This is a genomic window from Fictibacillus sp. 23RED33 (assembly GCF_015903925.1).
In the GTDB taxonomy this organism is placed as follows: domain Bacteria; phylum Bacillota; class Bacilli; order Bacillales; family Fictibacillaceae; genus Fictibacillus; species Fictibacillus phosphorivorans.
In genome coordinates, this window is sequence record NZ_JACZDX010000001.1 from 675,150 (window position 1) to 694,842 (window position 19,693).

The window sequence follows — 19,693 nt, forward strand, 5'->3', positions numbered from 1 at the left end:
CCTTATGATTTATAAAAACAATTTTAATAATTTATACGTAAGGAAGCTAGAGAATGCAAGCAAACCGATTCCAGCCAATCTTGTTAGCCATCTAATTGTAAACTCATTGATCAGCGTACGAAAAAAATGAACGGTAAAGGCCACGTTAAGGTTCCATAGAATAATTCCTACTATTATACAAAAACTTAACCCAATTCTTAACAATTCACTTGTTGCAGAAGGTATGCTTTGAAGTGAGCCACCATAAACACCAAACCAAAACATAAAATTATAGGGATTCATAAGAGCGATGACAAAACCTGTCAAAAAAGGTTTTTTGATGTCTTTTTTATTTTCTTCGATTAAAGGCAAGGATGTAACGGAATTTCTAATGGTTGAAATTCCTAAGTAACTAAGCATCATAATACCGGTTATCAACATGCAGACTGTAATCCATCTCTCATGTAGGAAAGGCGAGAGTCCTAGGAAGATAAATGACATAAACAATATATCTGCACAAACAGCCCCGATTCCAACGAGCCAAGATGGCCAAAAACCACCGTATAATCCATTCTTAATCATCTCAAGTTTAACAGGGCCGATTGGAATAGCTAAACTGATACCAAGCGTAACAAAATGAATACTTAATATCATGATTTCGTTCAAAGGGTGCCCCCCTTTTCATGTGGCTTGTCTAAGGTACTTACAAAATATGAGATTTAGATCAGAAATAGTACGGAAGGAAAAATTAAAGTCACATCGAAAATGTAATGTATTAGGAAGCACAGTCTGAATATAAGGAGATTGTAATGTGAAAAAAGCAGGTTTGCTTATTGTTGATGTTCAAAAAGGATTTGATGAAACAGATTTCTGGGGAGAACGAAATAATGCAAATGCTGAAGTGAATATGCTTATATTACTTGGTGCCTTTCGAGAGGTAGGATTGCCTGTCTTTCATGTTCAGCACCAATCAGAAAACGAACACTCTCCATTGCATCCTTCAAAATTAGGTTATCAGTTGAAAACAGGATTTGAACCTAAAGAAGATGAACTTCTTTTTATTAAGAATGTTAATAGTGCATTTATTGGTACAGAGCTAAAAGACGCATTAGATAAAGAGGGTATCGAACACATTGTGATAATAGGTTTAACAACAAACCATTGTGTATCTACAACCACAAGAATGGCAGCAAATTATGGTTTTGGAGTGTCTTTAATCCATGATGCAACTGCTGCATTTAAAATTCATTCCTATGATGGAAAAGTGTTCTCAGCTCAAGATGTCCATGAGTCTGCTCTTGCTCACCTTCACCAAGAATTTGCGGAAATAATAAGTACAGAAGAAGCTTTAACAAGATGGATGAGGACTTCTCCTTACATGCAATAACAGACATAGACAATATTCCCCAGGAAATGTCGTATACTGCTAATGGTTTATAGGATTTTATTTAGGGTAAAAATGTATATACTAAATTAATCAGAGTAATCTAGAGGTGTCTTACAGATGAATAGTGATCAAATAGAAAAATTGATGAACAATCCAGAACAAGAATTGGAGTTTTGGAGAGAAGAAGATCAGCAGCCTGAACTTGTTAGAATGCGTTATGTTCCACAAGGAGAAAGTGGTTATTTCCAAGTTACTTTCTTAGATGAGGAAGAGGGAATCATCGGATCACAAGTGTTAGATGAAGTAGAGGATGCTTTGCGTTTTTTAGAGAAAAACAACAATATGAACAAATAGATGAAACCAGAGGGATATGGCCCTCTGGTTTTTTAATACTCTTTTTGATTAAAAAAATTTTTTTGTTTGTTTCCATTCTGTAGCATGCTCAATGCATGTTTCTAGTTGTTCAAACTTGCCTTCTTTATGCATTGAAATGATTTTTTGAGCCGTTTCATGTGCAAGTTTCATTTGTTCTTCATTAATATCCCCTTTTTGAAAAGCTTTCATCAACTCATCATCATCTAAAAGAAAGAGCTCTTTGTCAGGAAGAATAACGATATCTAAATAAAGGTCATCAAACCAAGGTATACCTCTATCATCAACTCCATGATCCCCACACATATCAATATAGAATTGTACAACCTCGCCGTTCTCGTCCAATACCGTGGTAATCGTGTATTTTTCTCCCTCAGGAAAATGTTGCATCCATGTATAGCCAGAGTCAGCAATACATATCTTATTCTCTTTATAGTTTACAACTAATGGTTCAGAAACTTGCTTCAAATGAATCGCTGTAACTTTCCCTTTAAAGCAAGAACTTTCTTTATGCGTTACTTCAAAATGTTTGTCTGTGACTCTTTTCCAATTTGGCCGGTCTGCTGTTTTATGTTCCATTGTTAACCTCCATATTCTGGTAATATTATAACCTACATTTATTGATTGTAAAAAAGGTTTATGTAAAATTGTGGAGAAATATGTAGATAGAATGGTGTGAAACGGAGGGGTTGTAAATCATGAAAAGCATGCATAGAGAGTTAGAGAATTTTCAACTGCAAAAAGGATGGGAGATTAGTCAAGATGGTGCTGGCAAAAGCACGGAATCCCTTTTGCTAAATCACATGCTATTAACGACAGAGATAGCGGAGATTGCTGAAGAATTAAGAAGAATGTTAAATATAGCGTATGAGATGAAAGAAGAAGGTGTTGAAGGGGAGAAGGCTTTTCAACTCGCAAAGGAAGAAGTTGCTGAAGATATTGGGAAAGAAATTGCTGACAGTATTGCTTATCTTTGCAAGTTTGCAACGTTTTTCCAAAGAGATATCGAACAAGATATTAGAAATAAACTGAACGAAATCAATACTCGTACAAAACCAAATTTACAGAAGCGGATGAAAGAGGAGGTGAAATAGATGGATATTCCGTTTGATCAACATAAGATACATTCACATGATGGAACAATGCTTACAGGTTATGATTATGGCGGTTTGGGGGATCCGTTGATTTTAATTCACTATCTTGGTGGTACAGTGAAAGCCTGGAATCCAGTAATTCCATTCTTGAGAGATCATTATAGAATAATAAGTTATGATCTTCGTGGACATGGGAAATCTGATCAACCCGATTATGGATATTCTTTCGAGGATACCACGAAGGATTTAGAAAGTGTAATGAATCATTTTGAGATTGAAAAAGCACATCTTGTAGGAAGCTCTTACGGGTGTATGGTAGGGTTATATTTTACAGCGATGCGTCAGGATAGAGTTCTGTCACTCGCAAACATAGACGGCGCGATCATTAACGATACAGGTGAGAATGGTCTTAATGATGAGACGTTAGAAGAGCACCTTGCTAAATTTGAAGGACAACTAGATCCCGATTACGAATCGATAGAAGAATTTCAACAGGTCTATAGAGAACAATGGTTGCCATGGAATAAGGAACGGGCCAATTATGTAGCAGAATATGAACCACGTATGAAAGAGAACGGAAAAGTAGGTAATATTACTACAGGCCAAACGATGCAGAAGATTATATCCGAAATCTATTATATAGATTTCTTAACTTGGTATAAGAAGGTTCAATCGCCTGTTCTGTTTCTACCCGCAGAAAAAGAAGGACATTTCCAACAATCATTAAAGTTCATTGGTCAGGCAAAGGTAGGATTGCCTTACAGTGAGACTGTGATTATCCCTAATTCAACACATCTAATGATGTTTGATCATGCCAAAGAACTAGCAGCGGCCATATTAAAGTTTCACTCGGAAATACCTGTTTCAGAGAGATCTTTTAGATGATTGCTAGAAGAGGGCTCCCTACAATGAGGGAGCCCTTTTCTATTTATTAGTCTTCTTTCTGCACATGCTGATGCGAATTTCTTCGTTTATAGAACTGTTCAAGAATCATACATGTTAGCATCCCCATGATCAGGCCGTTGCTTAATAGCGTTACGATAATATTTGGCCATTCTTTTAAAGCGGCAGCAGGAATGAAGAGACTCCCGATTCCAACCATAAGAGAAGTACTGATAATAAAGAGATTATTTTCCGACTTTAGCTCGGATCTATATTCTTTGAAAGCTAAACCAATCATACTAGAAAAAGGGAGGAATATGGTTGCATATCCTACCGGAGCAGGAATACCAGCAAAGAAAAAAGTAAGTGGCGGAAAAAAGCTAATCAAGATAATAAGTGCGTTTCCTATAATGAATGCTAGTTTGCTGAACATTTTTGTAGTTAGGATGAAGCCTGCTGAACCTGAGATAGGTACACTTGCAACTGCTGAAAATAGACCAGCTATCCACGTGTTTATACCCATCATGATTGATGATCGATTATAATTGATAGGTTCATAATCTTTTTTCTCTGTTTCATACGCTTTTTCGACGACGTTAATACTAGCTACCATGTTCGTAAGTAAGAGCATGCCTACGAATAGAGAAGTTATTATCGTTCCGGAAGATAGTTCTGGCATCCCCCAAGCTAGTAACTCTGGAAAAGCAAAAGTCGTATTGCTATGCATCGTTTCTTTTGTTAAGTTCAAGATTCTGAACAATCCCCAACCAAGTAACAAAGAGATCAAGATGGAATAACTTCTTAACCATTTCACACGAGACTTTCCTAGAACGATAGATAAAATTAAGATGAAGAGTGATGTGAGAGCCACTTTGCTATCTGCACCTTCCTGCAGATATCCAATTCCGAGCATACCTTTAATAAAAGAACCACTCAACTGTGAGACGAGAAGGATTAAGTAAGTGCCGGTAACTAAAGGAGTAAAGAGAGCTCTGACCGAACTTATGATGCGAAACATCCCAAGCAGTAGAAAAAGAACGCCGCTGATCAGCATTCCCGCTGTAAGTTGCTGCAGCCCGTCAGCAACCGTTAATGCCCCTGAAGCTACAATCCCCGCGTAAACGGTAAAAACACCCCACCATAATCCAGCAGGTCCTTCATTGATCGGAAGCTTATGTCCGAAAAGTGCTTGCAGAATTGCAGACACTCCAATAATTAAGAAAGAACGTTGTAAAAGATCTGCAGTCTCTGCTTGTGTCATTCCAAATGCATCACCAATAGCGATAGGAGCTACTAAACTACCCGCAAGGATAAAAACCATCCATTGAAGAGAAGAAAACGTTAATTTCATATAAACACCTTCTGTTATGTATTTCGTCACTATTCATTATAGACCTTTCACTGGATTCGTAGAAAGGAAAGATGTTTATAAATGTAGGTATAGCGGGTAAAACTCCATAAAGCAAGAAAGTATTGATAACGAACATTAGAAAAAATTGTGAATTATTTTATTTGTATACCCTCAAAAAAATGGTAGTGGCCGAATTATATAGATACAGGTTAAGACGACCACAAACAAAGGACGATTCTAATGATGCATAAACTTACACATGATGATGTCATTCAATTGTTAGAGAAACATCTATTAGACTTTGAACAGTTTACGCCTTACTTGTTTACTTCACAGTGGATTCATTCTTTTTGTAAGGATAAAGAAAACGGAAATGAGTTCGAAGTAAAATGGGATACATCAGGACAAGAATTGTTCTTCCGACTGTTGGACAACTTGGATTATGATGATCAATGGAAATGGCTTGGCACATTTCAATACACAGAAGAGGTGAAATCATGAGAATTGATGGACAACAACCCGTTCAGCGAAAATATGATGTGAATAAAGTGTATCAGCAGCCTTCTGTAAAGCCGCCATCATTTGCTAAAGACGAACTATACATATCTAACGAGGCAAAAGTGCTGCATGAAAATGCTCAATTAAACATAAGAGAAAAGAAATTATTAGATATTAAAAAACGCATTGATGCTGGTGAATACCAGATCGATGCGCAAGCGATCGCAAAAAAGATCTCACAATTTTATTCCAATTAAACATTACTTATTTTGATTGTCGTTTTTCTGTCTTAGCAGAGAAACGGCATTTTTTATGAACTCAGGAATCGGAACATTCATTCTTCCTGCATTCTCAATGATTGATAACAATTCATTGGATAAATAAAAAAAGATAGTAGCGGAATGAATGTAATTTCCACCTAGCAATTGGTCGAGAGAATGGGCTGCTGCGACGATCGCAAATATGATCATTTTTTTTAGTATTCCTCTAAAGCCCTCTTTGCTGTTTAATCTGCCTTCGTAGGCTGAAGCAGCCATACCAGTTAGATAGTCTAATACAATAAATACGACAAGTGTCTTAAATAACATGCTTGGTGTACCAAATAAGAAGCTTGCAACTGCTCCTAATGATACTACAGTCATGTTGTATAGCATGGACCATTTTTCCACTCGATCGTTCCCCCTTTGAACTCCAATTTGTATAGTATATGTTTGTACAAACCAATTCGATTTGGCGATTACCTACTACTCGTCCCCTAATTTTTTGAAGCTTTATTTCAAATGTGTTAAATAGTCGAAAAATTAAAAAAATATAGAGTCAGACACGCACTATATCTGTTACAATGAAACAAATCCGGAAAGGGAGGAAAGAAATGCAATGAATAAAATTACGTTAGGCTTGCCTCCACATTGCCACAAAGTAACTTGTGACGGAAGAATGATTAAGATTAAGGATCCTGGTAACAACAAATGGGCGTTTCCGCTCTCTGGTACTGAAAATGCAGTTGTTGATCAAGTGAACGATGAGACAGGATTACTTACCATTCATGGAAAGGATAAGATACTCGCGACACTTGAGATGCCGATTCGTTTTTGTGAAGTGGGCAGAGGCTGGCTCCTTGATAAACTACCTAAAAAGAAACGTGTGAAAATAAAATAAATAATGTTAGGACATAATCGCACAGCAAGTTCATCTTGCTGTGCGTTTTCCATGTATAAGTGCATATTCTTATTGAAAAAGAGCTATGAAGGAAAAAGAAATAATCAGGAAAATAAAATGAAAGAAGGAAAAAAATGTTATAATGATTTTGGATACGTGTAGATGGGGTGAATGTATTGGGGAAAAAACACCTGCCTGCACACTTAAATCACATTGCTTGGAATCGAAAAATCATAAATGTATTTTGGGTTGTAATCTTTGTGTCAGTGTGTGTAGAGGTCATTAATAGTTTTTTTACATCTAGACCATTACAAGAATTTATTGGGATGTACATTGTTCTGCCGACAGCACTTTTGATTTTTATGGTAAGTTTGGCTGAATGGAGTTTTATAAAGAAAACAAAATACATAGATTACATCATTATCTGGACAGCGAGTATGTTCTCCGCAATTTTAATCAGCGTGCACTATGAAATGTATGTCATGTATACGAGTCTGTTTTTCCCTATGCTGATATCGACCATTTATTTTAAAAAGAAGAAAGTGTGGCTGTCGTTTGCTCTTAGCTCACTTACCTATCTGCTGATCTCCAATTTCCATCCGGTCTTAAGAAATATGAATGCTGTCATGGATCAGGTCTCTATGATTTGCATTCTCTTAACATCAACAGCAATCTGTGTTGGAATTATGAGTAGAGGGTATGAGATGGCGAAAGAGCTTAACAAAGCGCAGGCAGATCATCAAGATTTAATGGTTAAGTCAACAATTATGGAGAAGCAAGTGAAAACAGATGCACTAACAGGTCTGTATAATCATATGGCGTTTTATGAATATATGGATGTGTTGTTGCTTCAAGCAGAAACGTACCATTATCCCGTCCATTTAGCGGTGATGGATATTGACAATTTTAAGAAGATCAACGATACATATGGTCACGGAATTGGAGATGTCGTCTTAAAACGAATTGCGAAAGCGATAAAAGATAATGTCACTACAGATGATTTTGTCGCACGCTACGGCGGAGAAGAATTTGTTGTTATCTTAAATGATATAAATGAGGAAGAAGCTTTTACTTTATTAGAAAAAGTACGATTGGTCATACAAAGGCTTGAACACCCTGAAGTTAAGGAAGAACATATAACAATTAGTACAGGGTTGCAAACGTACAGAAGAGGCATGCATAAACAGGCATTCTTTGAAGGTGCCGACAATAGCTTGTACGTTGCAAAGAGGCAAGGGAAGAACAGAGTCATCACTGAAGGATACAGTGAAGCTATACATATTTAATAAGTCACTTATTTGCAGCAAGAGATATCTTGCTGTTTTTTCTTTTTCTTCTAAAATCCTTGTCCATGCATATGTTTGTAAAAGATATGGCCATGGAGGTGAGGGCATGAGTAGTCGAATGAAACAAATACTGCAGATAGCCGCCACTTACATCGGCACTGTTGTCGGTGCTGGGTTTGCTACTGGAAGAGAAATCGTTGAATTTTTTACTAGATACGGCTCAGCTGGATTTGCCGGCATTCTGATCAGTGGTTTTCTTTTTATCATGATTGGTACAAAGCTAATGATTATGGCAAAGCGACTAGGTGCAACTTCTTTTGATGAGATGAATCAATACTTGTTTGGAGCGATTGCCTCAAGAATCGTCAACGTTTTAATGATGATCATGCTCTTTGGAGTCACTGGAGTCATGTTATCAGGTGCAGGAGCATTGTTTTGGGAACAACTTCATCTTCCGTTTCAATTGGGAATTGTTTTTACACTACTCGTAACCTATTTAGTTATGAAAAAAGGCATAGAGGGGATTCTTTGGACAAACTCATTGATTGTCCCCATCATGATATTCTTTTCTATCGTTTTGTCGGTATCAATGTTTGATCTATCTGAAGGTAGGCAGCTGTTTGTTGAAAGTGACTTTGTTGGAGATTGGAGATGGCTTGTAAGTTCATTTGCTTATGCAGCATTTAACTTAACCCTTGCACAAGCTGTCCTTGTTCCTTTATCACGAGAAGCTAATGATGAATCGGTTATTAAGTGGGGCGGCTTTTTAGGTGGCTTAGGATTAACTTTTATTCTATTAAATAGCCACTATGTTCTCTATTCTGTTCCGCGTGTATTGAGTTATGAGATACCAATCGCGGAAATAGTAGGAGGTCTTGGCGTAGCTGTACATTATATTTTTGTAATTGTGATCTATGGGGAGATTTTCTCAACATTAATAGGTAACATTTTCGGACTTGCAGGTGCATTGCAAAGAAATGTTAGGTTATCCAATCAAGTCATCTTAATCGCTTTGATGACAGGAAGTTACTTGTTGAGTCAAGTAGGCTATTCTGAGCTTCTTCATTATTTGTATCCAGTCTTTGGTATAATCGCAATTATTTTTTTAGGTGTTGTTTCTGCTAAAAAACTAACTTGATGCATATCGTTTATATAGGATTGTTTTTTTAGATTTTGTGAAATTGTTGGAAGGGAAAAGAGCCGATGGCGTATTACAATAAATTAGTGCGAGATAAAATACCAGAACTGCTTGAACAGGCTGGGAAGAAAGGAACTTTTCGGATTCTTGGAAATCAGGAGTTCGAAACAGAACTGAAGAAAACGCTAACAGAAGGTGTGAAAGAATATCGAGAAGTCAAAAATGAAATAGATGCTGCGGAAGAACTGGCGGAGCTGTTTGAAATCTTGATCGCATTAACGAAAGTACATGATCTTACTCTGAGAGAATTGGATGAGATAAGGCAGGAAAAGGCTCAAAAACAAGGGCGTTTTCACGAGCGTCTCTTCCTGATCAAGGTAGAAGACTAAAGGGGTCTGACCCCAGACAAATACAAATTTAAAGAATTTGTATTTGTCAGAAATACATACTTTGACAACGCTGTATACTCGTAATCTATATTCCTATCAATACGGGCTAAAACAAGCTAACGCACTGCTTGTTTTAGCTCGTTTTTCTATAAATAAAGAAAAAACATGCAAAATAAGTTTGACAAACAAGCATGAAACAGCATAAGATTAGAGTACCACGTGGAAATAAGAGGTAACGGAGGAAATTATTATGTTTTCTGAGGAAAGAAGAGAAAAGATTTTAGAAGTGCTTAAGAATGAAGGTCGAGTGCTTGCAAAAGAATTATCTGATGCCCTCCAAGTTTCGATTGATTCTATTCGCCGGGACTTATCATCTCTAGAGGATAACGGGCTACTTAAACGCACACATGGTGGCGCAATTCCTGTTACAGAAGTAAAAAAAGGACCTACATCAAACGCAGTTCGTTTTGGAGAAGGATCTAAGTATGAGAGAGCAATAGCGAAGGAAGCTGTGAAGTACATCAAAGAGAACGATACTATTTTCCTAAGTGGAGGCGGAATGCACCATGAGATTGTAAAGCATCTTCCACACTACCGATTAACTGTTGTGACGAACTCTCTTGTAACAGCTGAAATGCTTCGCGAAAAAGATAACATCGATCTTTATGTGGTCGGAGGAAAAGTGAAGAGATCAGGAAATATGACGGATGCACTAGTAACAAATCTGATCGGTCAGTATTCGTTTGATGTTTCATTCGCAACAGGTGGAGGGATCTCTGAAAGAGGGATCAGTACGGCGACGCCTGAAGTAGCTGCTTTTATGAATGCAGTTGGAATGGTCTCCCGTAAAAGTATCGGTGTATTTCCACATTACAAAATAGGGGTTAACGCGTTTGCGAAAGTTGGGCCAGTTTCCAATTTAGACGTTGTAATCACAGATGATGATGCGCAAAGAGACCATCTGTCAGCCATTGAACAGCAAGGAGTTAGTGTAGTAATTGCTCAATCAGAATTCAGCCAGCAGCACTCAGCTTCAGAAACAGAATAATTTTCTTTTTTATAAAAGACCCCCAAATGTGGAGGTCTTTTTATTATTCGTTACTCATCATTAAAGCGAGGTCTCCTACTTCTGACGAAAGGAATACAAGTGGTCCACCTGTTCCTATTGATCCATTTTTTGAAGAAGGTAACGTTATCTTTTCGTCACCTATCGTATTTTGAAGATCGGTTCGTAATTGATCGGGTTCATTTTTTGTTTTAATCGTAATATCACCAAGATTGGATTTAGCGAAAATATCTTTCTTTATATGAAGGAGGTTTATGTTGATATCACCAACGTCTGACTTTGCTGACACAACACCTGTTACATCTTCAAGAAGGATATCTCCTAGATTTGTTTGAAGATCGATGTTATTAGCTTTAATAGCGTGCATCTTGATGTCTGATGTATCTGAGTTTACTTGAAGTCGTTTATACTCAGCTTTGGGAAGTTTAATGAGTAATTCGTAATCACCAGAGAATAGCGAGAACAATTTTGTATTCTTTTTTTGTATAGCTTGAATCGTTAACTTGTTTTTATTATTTTTTACAGAGAGTGAAAAGTCATCGGAGAATTTCTTTTCTGTCTTTCCTTTCATCGATATACTTATTTGATCACCATCATGAGGTAGAACAAATACATCTCCTACACTGCTTTCAATCTTAATTTCGTTAATGGAGGAGGCAACAATCGATTTTTGCTCATTTATTTTTGCAAGATTAAATGGAGATTCACCCATCATAAATAGAACGGCATTGCCTATTATTGAAATACCGATTAAGAAGTAAGCTGTTCGTAGTATCTTTTGAATCATGAGTATCTCCTCCTAATGATTCTCAGGTTGTAGGTAAGGTATCTTAAGATTAACTTGTAAACAATTCTTGATGATTTGATCGAACCTACTAGCAATAAGAGTCCTAGACCTACTAAACCGAAAATAAGAAAAATATCCTTTAAGAAGTTGATCGTTAATCCGTCTTGAATGAGCAAAAGAATTGGTGATATGAGGAATGCACCTGATATCACGATCATCACGAACGGCCACAATAATAGTACGATAAACGGTGCTAAGACAAAAATAAGGTTAAATAAGCCTAATCCCAATGTTGCAGCTACTGCACGAAATACATTCGTTAAAGAAGGATCTTCTTCTGCTTTTGTAATTTCTGTTTGTGCGAGGATTTCCTTGGCGATCTTGGCAGGACTTCCTAGACCTTTAATGATATCTTCGTCTGTTCTTCCACTCTCATAACCCATCTCAAAATATTCTTCGTAATCATCTAAAACTTCTCTTTGTTCACTAGCTCCAAGTGGTTTTATGTTTTTTTCTATTTGCTGTAAAAACTGATTTTTGTCCACATTATTCCTCCTCTAACATTTCGCTTACCCCTTTTGTAAACTGCTTCCATTCATCCACAAGAATTTCTTTCATCTCTATTCCTTTTTCTGTAATCTTATAGTACTTTCTCGGTGGTCCTTCTGTAGATTCCATAAGATAAGTGGAAAAGAGGCCTTCTTTTGTTAATCGTCTAACGAGTGGATAGATCGTACCTTCTGAGATCTCGAATTTTTTGGATATCTCTTCCACTAATTCATAGCCATATCGATCTTTTTGTGAAGTGAGAACTAAAACACATAGTTCAAGAACCCCTTTTTTAAACTGAACGTTCACTAAATACATCACCACTTTACTTAGTACTGTTTATTGCAAGGTACTGTCAAAACAAATATTACCATCTTTATCTTATGAACTCAAGCCTGAATTTGGAAAATTTAAAAGTAGACTATAAAAAGATTTGGCTTTCAAAAGTAAACACCTTATAAAAATTGTGACAATGGAATTCACATCTGGAAATAGAGTGTTAGATTTTATTACACATGAAAGGTTATGGATGTGAGATTAACTTATCCTAATAAATAGAAGGAAGTTCAGTGAATCAAATCTGAAATGAGGTGATTACGTTGTTGCATTCTTCTCATTTTTCATCAGAAGAAAAGCTCATGATTCGTGAACTGAAGAAGAAAATAAGACATGAATCGAATGTAAAAGAAAAAAAGGAACTTGAACGACAGCTCAATAATTTGATCGAGAAAGCTTTTATCAAAAAACAGTTATTACGGCGAAAGGAACTCTGAATTTTTCCGACTCTATAGAAAACATTTTCAAAAAACTGAATTAACTGTCTTTTTAGCGAGGTAGTGACAGCTCAATGCTGTATGTGTTAAAGTGACACTAGTCTTTTTCAGATGGACATTTTGTTTTTTGGTTTTTTTTTAGGGAGTGAACACAACATGAATCAAGACACAGCATTGAAAAAAGATATTGGGCTTTCCGTAGCCATGTCCATCGTTATTGGAACGGTTATTGGATCAGGGATTTTTATGAAACCTGGAAGTGTGCTTGAGTATACAGGAAATTCCAACCTTGCACTATTAGCTTGGGCTCTTGGAGGGTTGATCACGTTAGCTGGCGGATTAACGATCGCTGAAGTGGCAACGCAGATTCCAAAGACAGGTGGTTTGTATGTCTATATGGAAGAAGTTTACGGTAAGCTCTGGGGATACTTGAGTGGTTGGGTTCAAACTGTTATTTATGGGCCGGCGGTGATCGGTGCTCTAGGATTATATTTCGGTTCGTTAATGGTTCATTTATTCTCATGGAAAGAATACTTAGGACCTTGGATTGGAATAGGAACTGTACTTTTTCTCACCGTCGTTAATAACTTTGGCACAAAGTATGGAGGTTTTATCCAAAATATATTTACGATAGGAAAACTGGTTCCGATCGTGCTGATCATTGTTTTTGGATTAACACAAGGAAATGAACAGATCTTAAATGCTTCAAGTGGGGCAGTTGTTGAAATATCAATGGGTGCAGCGATTTTAGCGACACTTTTTGCTTATGATGGCTGGTTGATGGTTGGATTCGTAGCAGGTGAGATGAAGGATCCCGGAAAAACGTTACCTAAAGCTATTATTGGTGGAATCTTGGTCGTTATGGCAGCATATCTGTTAGTTAACATTGCACTGTTTCACATTTTACCTGCTTCAGAAATCGTAAGACTAGGAGAGAATTCTGCATCAGCAGCAGCAACGATCCTTTTTGGATCACTAGGCGGGAAACTAATAGCAGTCGGCATCGCGGTATCCATATTTGGTTGTTTGAACGGTAAGATTTTAACCATTCCACGTGTTCCTTTTGCTATGGCAGAAAGAAATCAGCTTCCGATGGCAAAAACGTTCAGCTCAGTCAGTGAAAAATATGGTACTCCTATCGCTGCTACGTATTTGCAAGTAGTAATTGCTATTATGATGATGATTGTTACAGATCCAGACTATCTATCAGAGATGGCTATATTTGCGGTTTACATCTTTTATATATTTGCTTTTTATGCTGTGTTTAAACTGCGTAAACGCAATAAAGACCAAAAGCGAGTCTATAGCGTACCGTTATTTCCAGTCGTTCCTATTTTCGCGATCTTAGGCTCTTTATATATTGTTGTCGCGACTATACTCAACGACCCTATTGATAGTTTTACGGCAATCTTTATAACTGTTGCTGGACTGCCCGTTTATTACTGGCTAGAGCGTAATAAAAAACAAGACTCCTTATAAAGGAGATCTTGTTTTTTTGCATGATAAAACCCGCCTAAAACAATAGGCGGGTTATTCAAGTAATCGTTTATACGCTTAATAATTCTTTCATTTCACGATAACGTGAAGATAGACTAGCTGGTGATACGCCATACTTTTTAGCCGTTTCTGCTTGAGTTGAAGCGATACCTCTAATGTCTTTTGAGACGAGGTAATCAAGAGCAGCCGCATAGATCTCTTCTTTACGGATAGCAGGCTTACTTTCTGTAATGTACTCGCTCCAAAGCTTTTCTGCTTCTTCAACAACTTCTGTCTCAGCGTTCGCTTTAACGAGTTCAGTTACAGCGTTGTATTTTTCATCTTTCAAATCCGTTGCTTCTTCCGTTTTTTCAACTCTTGACGTTGTTGTACCAGTTGCTGTGTTCTCAGGTTGAGACTGAGGCACACCAGCACTAATATCAATCAAAGAGAGCTGAAGTACAGCAGGGAACTCGCTTCTAAATATTTCGTTCGCATCGCTTTGTGGCTGAATATCTTCTATCGCAGCTTTTAACGGTGGAAGTTCAGTCATAGGCATTTCCACATATCCAACATAAAACTCATGGTTGATGCCGTTTGAAACGAGTGTTCCAAGTAGAGCACTTTCTGTTTTTGGCTTTTCAGCAGCATTGATTGTTACATCATACACAGCTTCTGTCCAAATATCCTGTACGGTAAAGATGAATCCTGTCTTCTGCTCAATTACTTTATAAAGGGATGGTGAAGCTGTTGTCCAACCAGCTAGTATTTCCGCGACTTCTGGTTTAACAGCGTTCTTCACTTTCTCTACATAAAGTTGTACAGGCGTTTTATTATCCTTAATCTCTGAGCAGAAAATTTCCCAACAAACTGCAATATTTGCGTATGTTTGTTCTTGCTCTTTAGCCACAGGGTACTTTTTCACATACTTGGATGTACGTTCAGCTAAATCCTGCTGATAGTTCTCCAAGGCATATTTGATGAGTCCTTCTTGATGGAAGGATACTTCACGTGTTTGCTCTTCTTTATGTAAGCAACATTTTTTATATTTTTTTCCGCTGCCACAATAGCACGGATCATTTCTTCCTATCATTGACATGCTATTCCTCCAGTAAACCACTTACTTATCCTGTACATACTAGCATAAATCGGTTTTTTTTCAAACTACAAATCATCAGACACTATTTTATCACAAAAATGTCTCAGAAAAAATCATTCAATAGGTTGGTTTTTTTGGGAACTGAAACCTTTTTCTTCTAAAAAGCGTCTAAGCGAAAAAGGGGGTATCACGATATGTGGAAAAAATGGAAATTGTGGGTATTTGTTGCTGTACTTCTGTTGAGTGCATGCAGCAGTGAGAGCAGTTCGAAAAGTGATAAAGCTATAGATCAAGATAGTGGTGGGAAACAGTCAGAAGCCAAGGTAGAGAGTTCATCAGAAGAGGGAAGTAGGAATGGTGAATCAGATAATGATAAAGCGGAACAGCAACTAAAAAACCAAAGGAAAGTAATTTATAACGCTGATCTCATGATCGCAGTGGATAAATTGCAAAGCTCGATGGAGACTGTTCGAGAAACGGCAGAGAAGACAGGCGGATATATGGTTGAGTCTACTACTAGTATAGGTGAAAAGAATGATGAATCTGGTGTGATGGTTGTTCGTGTGCCGATGAAAAGTTTTCGTGTGTTTTTAGATGATGTTCGAAGTTTAAGTAAAGGAACACCACACGAAAATGTTACTGGAGAAGACGTTACAGAAGAATATGTTGATCTGACTTCACGGTTGAAAGCAAAGCAACAAGTTAGGGAACGTCTTGAGGCTTTTATGAAGGACGCACAGAAGACAGAAGACTTATTAAAGATATCTGGTGACCTAGCTGCCGTACAAGAAGAGATAGAACAGGTAGAAGGGCGCTTAAACTTTTTGAAAAATCAAAGTGATTACTCAACGGTTACGATACAATTTGAAGTGAAAAATTTAAAAGCGCAAGAACTTCAAACAGAAGGGTTAAATACGTGGGCAAAAACGAAGGTGCTTTTTATGGATACGGTAAACTTTTTAATGTCTGCGATTTCATTAATTGTAGTGAGTATTTTAGGATTAGCACCGATTTGGCTGATTGTAATTATTGTGGTTTATGTATGGTGGCGGAGACGAAAAACAGAACAAAAGAAAAAGCCGGAATCACCGACAACTATGTCTTAAGAGATATGTGTTAACCTGTCAGTAACTGGGACGTCAGAAACACCCTCTGCAGCACGGATGATCCGTTTGCTGAAAGGGTGTTTTGGCTTTTACGGCACCTTTTAAGTGGTGTGCCGTTTTAAAGCACTAGCTGAGAAACGCTTTGTATTCTGCGCTTAATTTCATAAAACGTTCTTTATCTTTTGTATCCAAGGCAATGTCAATTTCTCTCTCATAATACGCTTTGTAATAATTGTGAAGGGCCTCATCTAATACCATTTGGGCAATAAGGCTGAAGGCAAATGGGTCTCTTTTTTGTTGTTTGTATTGCACCATCTCATTTTGGTTCTTGTTAAAAGAAGTGTTTTTGTCTTTCATCCTGTTTCCCTCCTTAAAATTATCTCCCTATCCAATTAACCTTTTATGTTTCTAGGTTTCTACTAGTATACTGAGCAAGATGCCTAATGACAACCATTTTATTTGAAAATTCTGAAAAAATTATACATTGTATCTAAAGTGCTATGTTTTCACCACCTTTTGGGAAAAATGTTAATGATTTGTCATTTTTATTTCTGTTCGCTGCTCTTTGTTACAATTGTTTAAATTCTATTTTTTTTATGTTGTAATAGTGTGTTAGTTATTATTTCCCCGTATTTAAAGATGGTTAAACTTTTTGAAACACGTAACCTAAAAATAATTGACATTGTTGTTTATGTATGAGTAGGATTGTGTTAACTCAATAATGTCATTTTCGCTAGGGGTGCTTATTTTAAGCTGAGAGAAGGTTGTGACCTTCGACCCTTTGAACCTGATCCAGTTCATACTGGCGTAGGGAAGCGGTGTGGATAACAGTTTCCTTTATGAAATGAAATTTTAAGCCACCCGCCAATCAGCGGGTGGCTTTTTTTGCATTAGGAATTAGGAGGTAGATGAATATGGGACAACTGATAAAGGTAAGTAAAGCACTTACGATTGCAGGATCAGATAGTGGCGGTGGTGCAGGTATTCAGGCTGATCTAAAGACGTTTCAAGAGTTAGAGGTGTATGGTATGTCGGTCCTTACGGCAGTCACTGCACAGAATACGACAGGCGTTCAAGGCGTATATCCAGTTTCTATAGAAGGTTTAGAAGCTCAGTTAGTGTCTATAGGCAGTGACTTGACGCCGGATGCGATAAAGACTGGAATGCTCTTTTCAGGTGAATATATTGAGAGAACAGCTTATATGATAACTAAATTCGGATGGGAAAACGTAGTGGTCGATCCAGTTATGATCGCAAAAGGTGGGGCTACATTGTTAGGAGAAGAAGCATTACATGCTATGAAAACATGTATGCTACCGCTAGCGAAGATCGTCACACCAAACATTCCTGAAGCTGAAGCATTAACAGGTATAACGATAAACAGCAGCGAGGCTAGAGAAGAAGCGGCAAGAGTTTTGTTTGATTCGGGTGCTGATCATGTTGTAGTAAAAGGCGGACACTTTGGAAACGGTGAATTTGTTTCGGATCTGGTATTTAATGGCATAGAGATGATTGAACTTGTAGAGAAGCGGATTCAAACGAAAAATACTCACGGAACGGGTTGTACGTTTTCAGCAGCATTGGCTGCAGAGCTTGCATACGGGAAAAAGGTCGATAGTGCGATCGTGCATGCTAAGAAATATATACAGACCGCAATTGAACATGGAATCGATGTTGGTTCAGGTCATGGACCGGTCAATCATTTTGCCTATAGGAGGATTGCACATGAACAATACTAGGATACAAGAATGGAAAACGTTTGTTTCACAGATTAGAGCAGAAAAGCCACTCATTCATCATATAACGAATAATGTCACCATGAACTTTCTGGCCAATGGAGTCCTCTCAGCAGGAGGGAGTCCAATGATGGTGCATGACGCATGTGAAGTTGAAGAAGCTGTAGGGGTTGCCGATGCGTTAGTCCTGAACATTGGAACAATAGATGAAGCTTCAGCAAAATCTATGATACTCGCACTTCGTAAAGCATTTTGCGCTGAGGTTCCAGTTGTCCTTGATCCAGTAGGAGTAGGTCTATCATCATTCAGGCAAGAGCTCATAAAGAAGTTATTATTTGAATATTCAGAATTGAAAGGGGTCAGACCCCGAACAATTCTGACAATTTGCGGAAATGCTGCGGAAATGCAGTTTCTGGCTGAAGGGGCTTGGGAAGGAAAAGGTGTGGATGGTGATTTGGCGACCTCTGAAGATGATCTGATCAAGCTTGCGGGTGCTGCGGCAAAGCAAACAGGCTGTCTTATCGCCATGACTGGAAGTAAGGATGTTATTTCAGATGGTGAAAAAGCTATCGTGCTTTCTCATGGTGATCCGATGCTTTCCTATGTCACAGGTACAGGATGCTTTGCTACCTCAATGGTAGCTCTATATCAAGCCAATCTGAAAAAAGAAGTCACAAAGGAGACAGTAAACATGCCAGTCTTAGAACGAACCGCATTAGCTATATTAATGCTTACTAAAGCGGCAGAAGAAGCTGTTAAAACTGCTCAAGGACCGGGAAGCTTTCAACAAAATCTTCTTGACCAGCTTTTTCAGTTAGAGACTACCCATGAAATATTTCATGAAACAATCCACTGGCAAGATCACATGTTGAAGGAAGGGGCAAATAGATGAGAACCAAAGCTAAAACACGTTTAGAACAAGATCTATCACTTTATTTTGTAGCTGGAACGATGAACTGCAGTTCACCAGAAGATTTTTATCGTATTCTCTTGCAAGCGATCGAAGGCGGGATTACTGCCTTTCAGTTCCGGGAAAAAGGTGTGAACTGTTTAAGTGGTCAAAATCAGTTAGAAATGGCAAAACGTGCAAAGGAAGTTTGTCAAGAACATGATGTTCTTTTTATCGTGAATGACGATCTAGACTTGATGAAGGCGGTTGATGCAGATGGCCTTCATGTTGGTCAGACAGATGGAAAGCTGGATATCATACGCCGTGAAACAGAAGGTAAACTATTAGGTGTTTCGGCACATACTCTAACTGAGGCAGCGGATGCTATCAAACATGGTGCGGATTATATCGGCGCAGGTCCGATCTATCAAACGTCCACAAAACCTGATGCGAAGATTCCGGTAGGAGTTGATTTAATCAGAGAACTTCGCAGCAACCAGATAAACGTCCCACTTGTTGGGATCGGTGGAATCACACTTGAAAACGCGAGTAAGGTCATTGAAGCAGGTGCTGACGGTGTTGCAGTTATCTCAGCAATCAGTGGTGCAATAAATCCTACATCCGCTTCCGTTAATCTGCTTCATTCTATCCATCGTGCAAAAGAGAATCGTAAGTGAA

The 19,693-nt window shown here is 37.9% G+C and carries 26 protein-coding genes and 1 riboswitch; of the genes, 17 read left to right on the forward strand and 9 right to left on the reverse strand.

What is annotated here, in order from left to right; genetic code table 11:
• Positions 1–9 precede the first annotated feature (9 nt).
• Positions 10–645: a LysE family transporter gene (locus tag IHV09_RS03590; RefSeq protein WP_197263638.1), complete on the reverse strand. Its 636-nt coding sequence runs from the start codon at positions 643–645 to the stop codon at positions 10–12.
• 145 nt (positions 646–790) lie between these two features.
• Here IHV09_RS03590 and IHV09_RS03595 point away from each other — a divergent pair, with 145 nt between their 5' ends.
• Both IHV09_RS03595 and IHV09_RS03600 read left to right on the forward strand, forming a co-directional pair.
• Positions 791–1,366: a cysteine hydrolase family protein gene (locus tag IHV09_RS03595; RefSeq protein ID WP_197263639.1), complete on the forward strand. Its 576-nt coding sequence runs from the start codon at positions 791–793 to the stop codon at positions 1,364–1,366.
• 117 nt (positions 1,367–1,483) lie between these two features.
• Positions 1,484–1,720, forward strand: a complete 237-nt coding sequence (locus tag IHV09_RS03600) for a hypothetical protein (protein WP_197127354.1) — start codon at positions 1,484–1,486, stop codon at positions 1,718–1,720.
• Positions 1,721–1,768: 48 nt separating this feature from the next.
• Here the strand turns inward: IHV09_RS03600 and IHV09_RS03605 are convergent, their stop codons facing one another.
• Complete coding sequence (locus tag IHV09_RS03605; RefSeq protein ID WP_197263640.1) at positions 1,769–2,317, reverse strand: DUF402 domain-containing protein; 549 nt, start codon at positions 2,315–2,317, stop codon at positions 1,769–1,771.
• Between the two features lie 119 nt (positions 2,318–2,436).
• On the opposite strand from IHV09_RS03605, the gene IHV09_RS03610 reads away from it, so the two are divergent.
• Together IHV09_RS03610 and IHV09_RS03615 are read left to right on the forward strand one after the other, a co-directional pair.
• Positions 2,437–2,832 (forward strand): hypothetical protein, encoded by a 396-nt coding sequence (locus IHV09_RS03610; protein ID WP_197263641.1) that lies wholly within the window; start codon positions 2,437–2,439, stop codon positions 2,830–2,832.
• Positions 2,833–3,717 (forward strand): alpha/beta fold hydrolase, encoded by an 885-nt coding sequence (locus tag IHV09_RS03615; RefSeq protein WP_197263642.1) that lies wholly within the window; start codon positions 2,833–2,835, stop codon positions 3,715–3,717.
• A 46-nt stretch (positions 3,718–3,763) separates the two neighbouring features.
• Here IHV09_RS03615 and IHV09_RS03620 read toward each other — a convergent pair whose 3' ends face one another.
• Complete coding sequence (locus IHV09_RS03620) at positions 3,764–5,065, reverse strand: purine/pyrimidine permease (protein WP_197127358.1); 1,302 nt, start codon at positions 5,063–5,065, stop codon at positions 3,764–3,766.
• Positions 5,066–5,305: 240 nt separating this feature from the next.
• Here IHV09_RS03620 and IHV09_RS03625 point away from each other — a divergent pair, with 240 nt between their 5' ends.
• Together IHV09_RS03625 and IHV09_RS03630 are read left to right on the forward strand one after the other, a co-directional pair.
• Entirely contained in the window at positions 5,306–5,566 is a 261-nt protein-coding gene (locus IHV09_RS03625; RefSeq protein WP_197127359.1) for a hypothetical protein, read from the forward strand.
• Complete coding sequence (locus IHV09_RS03630; RefSeq protein WP_171005494.1) at positions 5,563–5,820, forward strand: flagellar biosynthesis anti-sigma factor FlgM; 258 nt, start codon at positions 5,563–5,565, stop codon at positions 5,818–5,820. The genes IHV09_RS03625 and IHV09_RS03630 overlap by 4 nt, the downstream gene beginning before the upstream one ends.
• A 3-nt stretch (positions 5,821–5,823) precedes the next feature.
• On the opposite strand, the gene IHV09_RS03635 is transcribed toward IHV09_RS03630, so the two are convergent.
• Positions 5,824–6,231, reverse strand: coding sequence for a phage holin family protein (locus tag IHV09_RS03635; protein ID WP_370568777.1), 408 nt, complete (start codon positions 6,229–6,231; stop codon positions 5,824–5,826).
• A 208-nt stretch (positions 6,232–6,439) separates the two neighbouring features.
• Here IHV09_RS03635 and IHV09_RS03640 point away from each other — a divergent pair, with 208 nt between their 5' ends.
• The 5 genes from IHV09_RS03640 (at position 6,440) to IHV09_RS03660 (ending at position 10,582) form a co-directional block, all read left to right on the forward strand.
• Positions 6,440–6,721, forward strand: coding sequence for a hypothetical protein (locus IHV09_RS03640; RefSeq protein ID WP_191752768.1), 282 nt, complete (start codon positions 6,440–6,442; stop codon positions 6,719–6,721).
• A 176-nt stretch (positions 6,722–6,897) separates the two neighbouring features.
• Positions 6,898–8,007: a GGDEF domain-containing protein gene (locus IHV09_RS03645; RefSeq protein WP_197127360.1), complete on the forward strand. Its 1,110-nt coding sequence runs from the start codon at positions 6,898–6,900 to the stop codon at positions 8,005–8,007.
• Between the two features lie 106 nt (positions 8,008–8,113).
• A complete protein-coding gene (locus tag IHV09_RS03650) occupies positions 8,114–9,145 on the forward strand; it encodes a YkvI family membrane protein (protein WP_197190449.1) in 1,032 nt (343 codons plus the stop codon).
• Positions 9,146–9,210: 65 nt separating this feature from the next.
• Positions 9,211–9,534, forward strand: a complete 324-nt coding sequence (locus IHV09_RS03655) for a nucleoside triphosphate pyrophosphohydrolase (protein WP_197263643.1) — start codon at positions 9,211–9,213, stop codon at positions 9,532–9,534.
• Between the two features lie 250 nt (positions 9,535–9,784).
• Entirely contained in the window at positions 9,785–10,582 is a 798-nt protein-coding gene (locus IHV09_RS03660; RefSeq protein ID WP_197263644.1) for a DeoR/GlpR family DNA-binding transcription regulator, read from the forward strand.
• Positions 10,583–10,625: 43 nt separating this feature from the next.
• Here the strand turns inward: IHV09_RS03660 and IHV09_RS03665 are convergent, their stop codons facing one another.
• From IHV09_RS03665 to IHV09_RS03675, 3 genes are read right to left on the reverse strand one after another with little or no spacing between them, the layout of a single operon-like run.
• Complete coding sequence (locus IHV09_RS03665) at positions 10,626–11,387, reverse strand: DUF4097 family beta strand repeat-containing protein (RefSeq protein WP_197263645.1); 762 nt, start codon at positions 11,385–11,387, stop codon at positions 10,626–10,628.
• Entirely contained in the window at positions 11,384–11,932 is a 549-nt protein-coding gene (locus tag IHV09_RS03670; RefSeq protein ID WP_197263646.1) for an HAAS signaling domain-containing protein, read from the reverse strand. The genes IHV09_RS03665 and IHV09_RS03670 overlap by 4 nt, the downstream gene beginning before the upstream one ends.
• Position 11,933: 1 nt before the next feature.
• A complete protein-coding gene (locus tag IHV09_RS03675; RefSeq protein ID WP_197127366.1) occupies positions 11,934–12,245 on the reverse strand; it encodes a PadR family transcriptional regulator in 312 nt (103 codons plus the stop codon).
• 290 nt (positions 12,246–12,535) lie between these two features.
• Between IHV09_RS03675 and IHV09_RS03680 the strand changes: the two genes are divergently transcribed.
• A complete protein-coding gene (locus IHV09_RS03680; RefSeq protein WP_197263647.1) occupies positions 12,536–12,709 on the forward strand; it encodes a hypothetical protein in 174 nt (57 codons plus the stop codon).
• 156 nt (positions 12,710–12,865) lie between these two features.
• Positions 12,866–14,188 carry an APC family permease gene (locus IHV09_RS03685; protein WP_197263648.1) on the forward strand — a complete coding sequence of 441 codons (1,323 nt, stop codon included), beginning with the start codon at positions 12,866–12,868 and terminating at the stop codon, positions 14,186–14,188.
• A 67-nt stretch (positions 14,189–14,255) separates the two neighbouring features.
• Here IHV09_RS03685 and IHV09_RS03690 read toward each other — a convergent pair whose 3' ends face one another.
• Positions 14,256–15,284, reverse strand: a complete 1,029-nt coding sequence (locus IHV09_RS03690) for a YecA family protein (RefSeq protein ID WP_197127369.1) — start codon at positions 15,282–15,284, stop codon at positions 14,256–14,258.
• Positions 15,285–15,478: 194 nt separating this feature from the next.
• Between IHV09_RS03690 and IHV09_RS03695 the strand changes: the two genes are divergently transcribed.
• The gene (locus IHV09_RS03695; protein WP_197263649.1) at positions 15,479–16,390 is read left to right on the forward strand and encodes a DUF4349 domain-containing protein; all 912 of its coding nucleotides are present in this window, start codon (positions 15,479–15,481) and stop codon (positions 16,388–16,390) included.
• Between the two features lie 126 nt (positions 16,391–16,516).
• On the opposite strand, the gene IHV09_RS03700 is transcribed toward IHV09_RS03695, so the two are convergent.
• Positions 16,517–16,747: an IDEAL domain-containing protein gene (locus IHV09_RS03700; RefSeq protein ID WP_231618116.1), complete on the reverse strand. Its 231-nt coding sequence runs from the start codon at positions 16,745–16,747 to the stop codon at positions 16,517–16,519.
• Between the two features lie 368 nt (positions 16,748–17,115).
• Positions 17,116–17,221: riboswitch (TPP riboswitch) on the forward strand.
• Positions 17,222–17,304: 83 nt separating this feature from the next.
• On the opposite strand from IHV09_RS03700, the gene thiD reads away from it, so the two are divergent.
• The 3 genes from thiD to thiE are packed head-to-tail and all read left to right on the forward strand — an operon-like array spanning position 17,305 to position 19,692.
• Positions 17,305–18,129 (forward strand): bifunctional hydroxymethylpyrimidine kinase/phosphomethylpyrimidine kinase, encoded by an 825-nt coding sequence (gene thiD / locus IHV09_RS03705; protein WP_197263650.1) that lies wholly within the window; start codon positions 17,305–17,307, stop codon positions 18,127–18,129.
• Positions 18,116–19,018, forward strand: a complete 903-nt coding sequence (thiM, locus tag IHV09_RS03710; protein WP_231618117.1) for a hydroxyethylthiazole kinase — start codon at positions 18,116–18,118, stop codon at positions 19,016–19,018. Before thiD ends, thiM begins: the two co-directional genes overlap by 14 nt.
• Entirely contained in the window at positions 19,015–19,692 is a 678-nt protein-coding gene (gene thiE, locus IHV09_RS03715) for a thiamine phosphate synthase (protein WP_197263651.1), read from the forward strand. The genes thiM and thiE overlap by 4 nt, the downstream gene beginning before the upstream one ends.
• The last annotated feature ends 1 nt before the right edge of the window (position 19,693 follow it).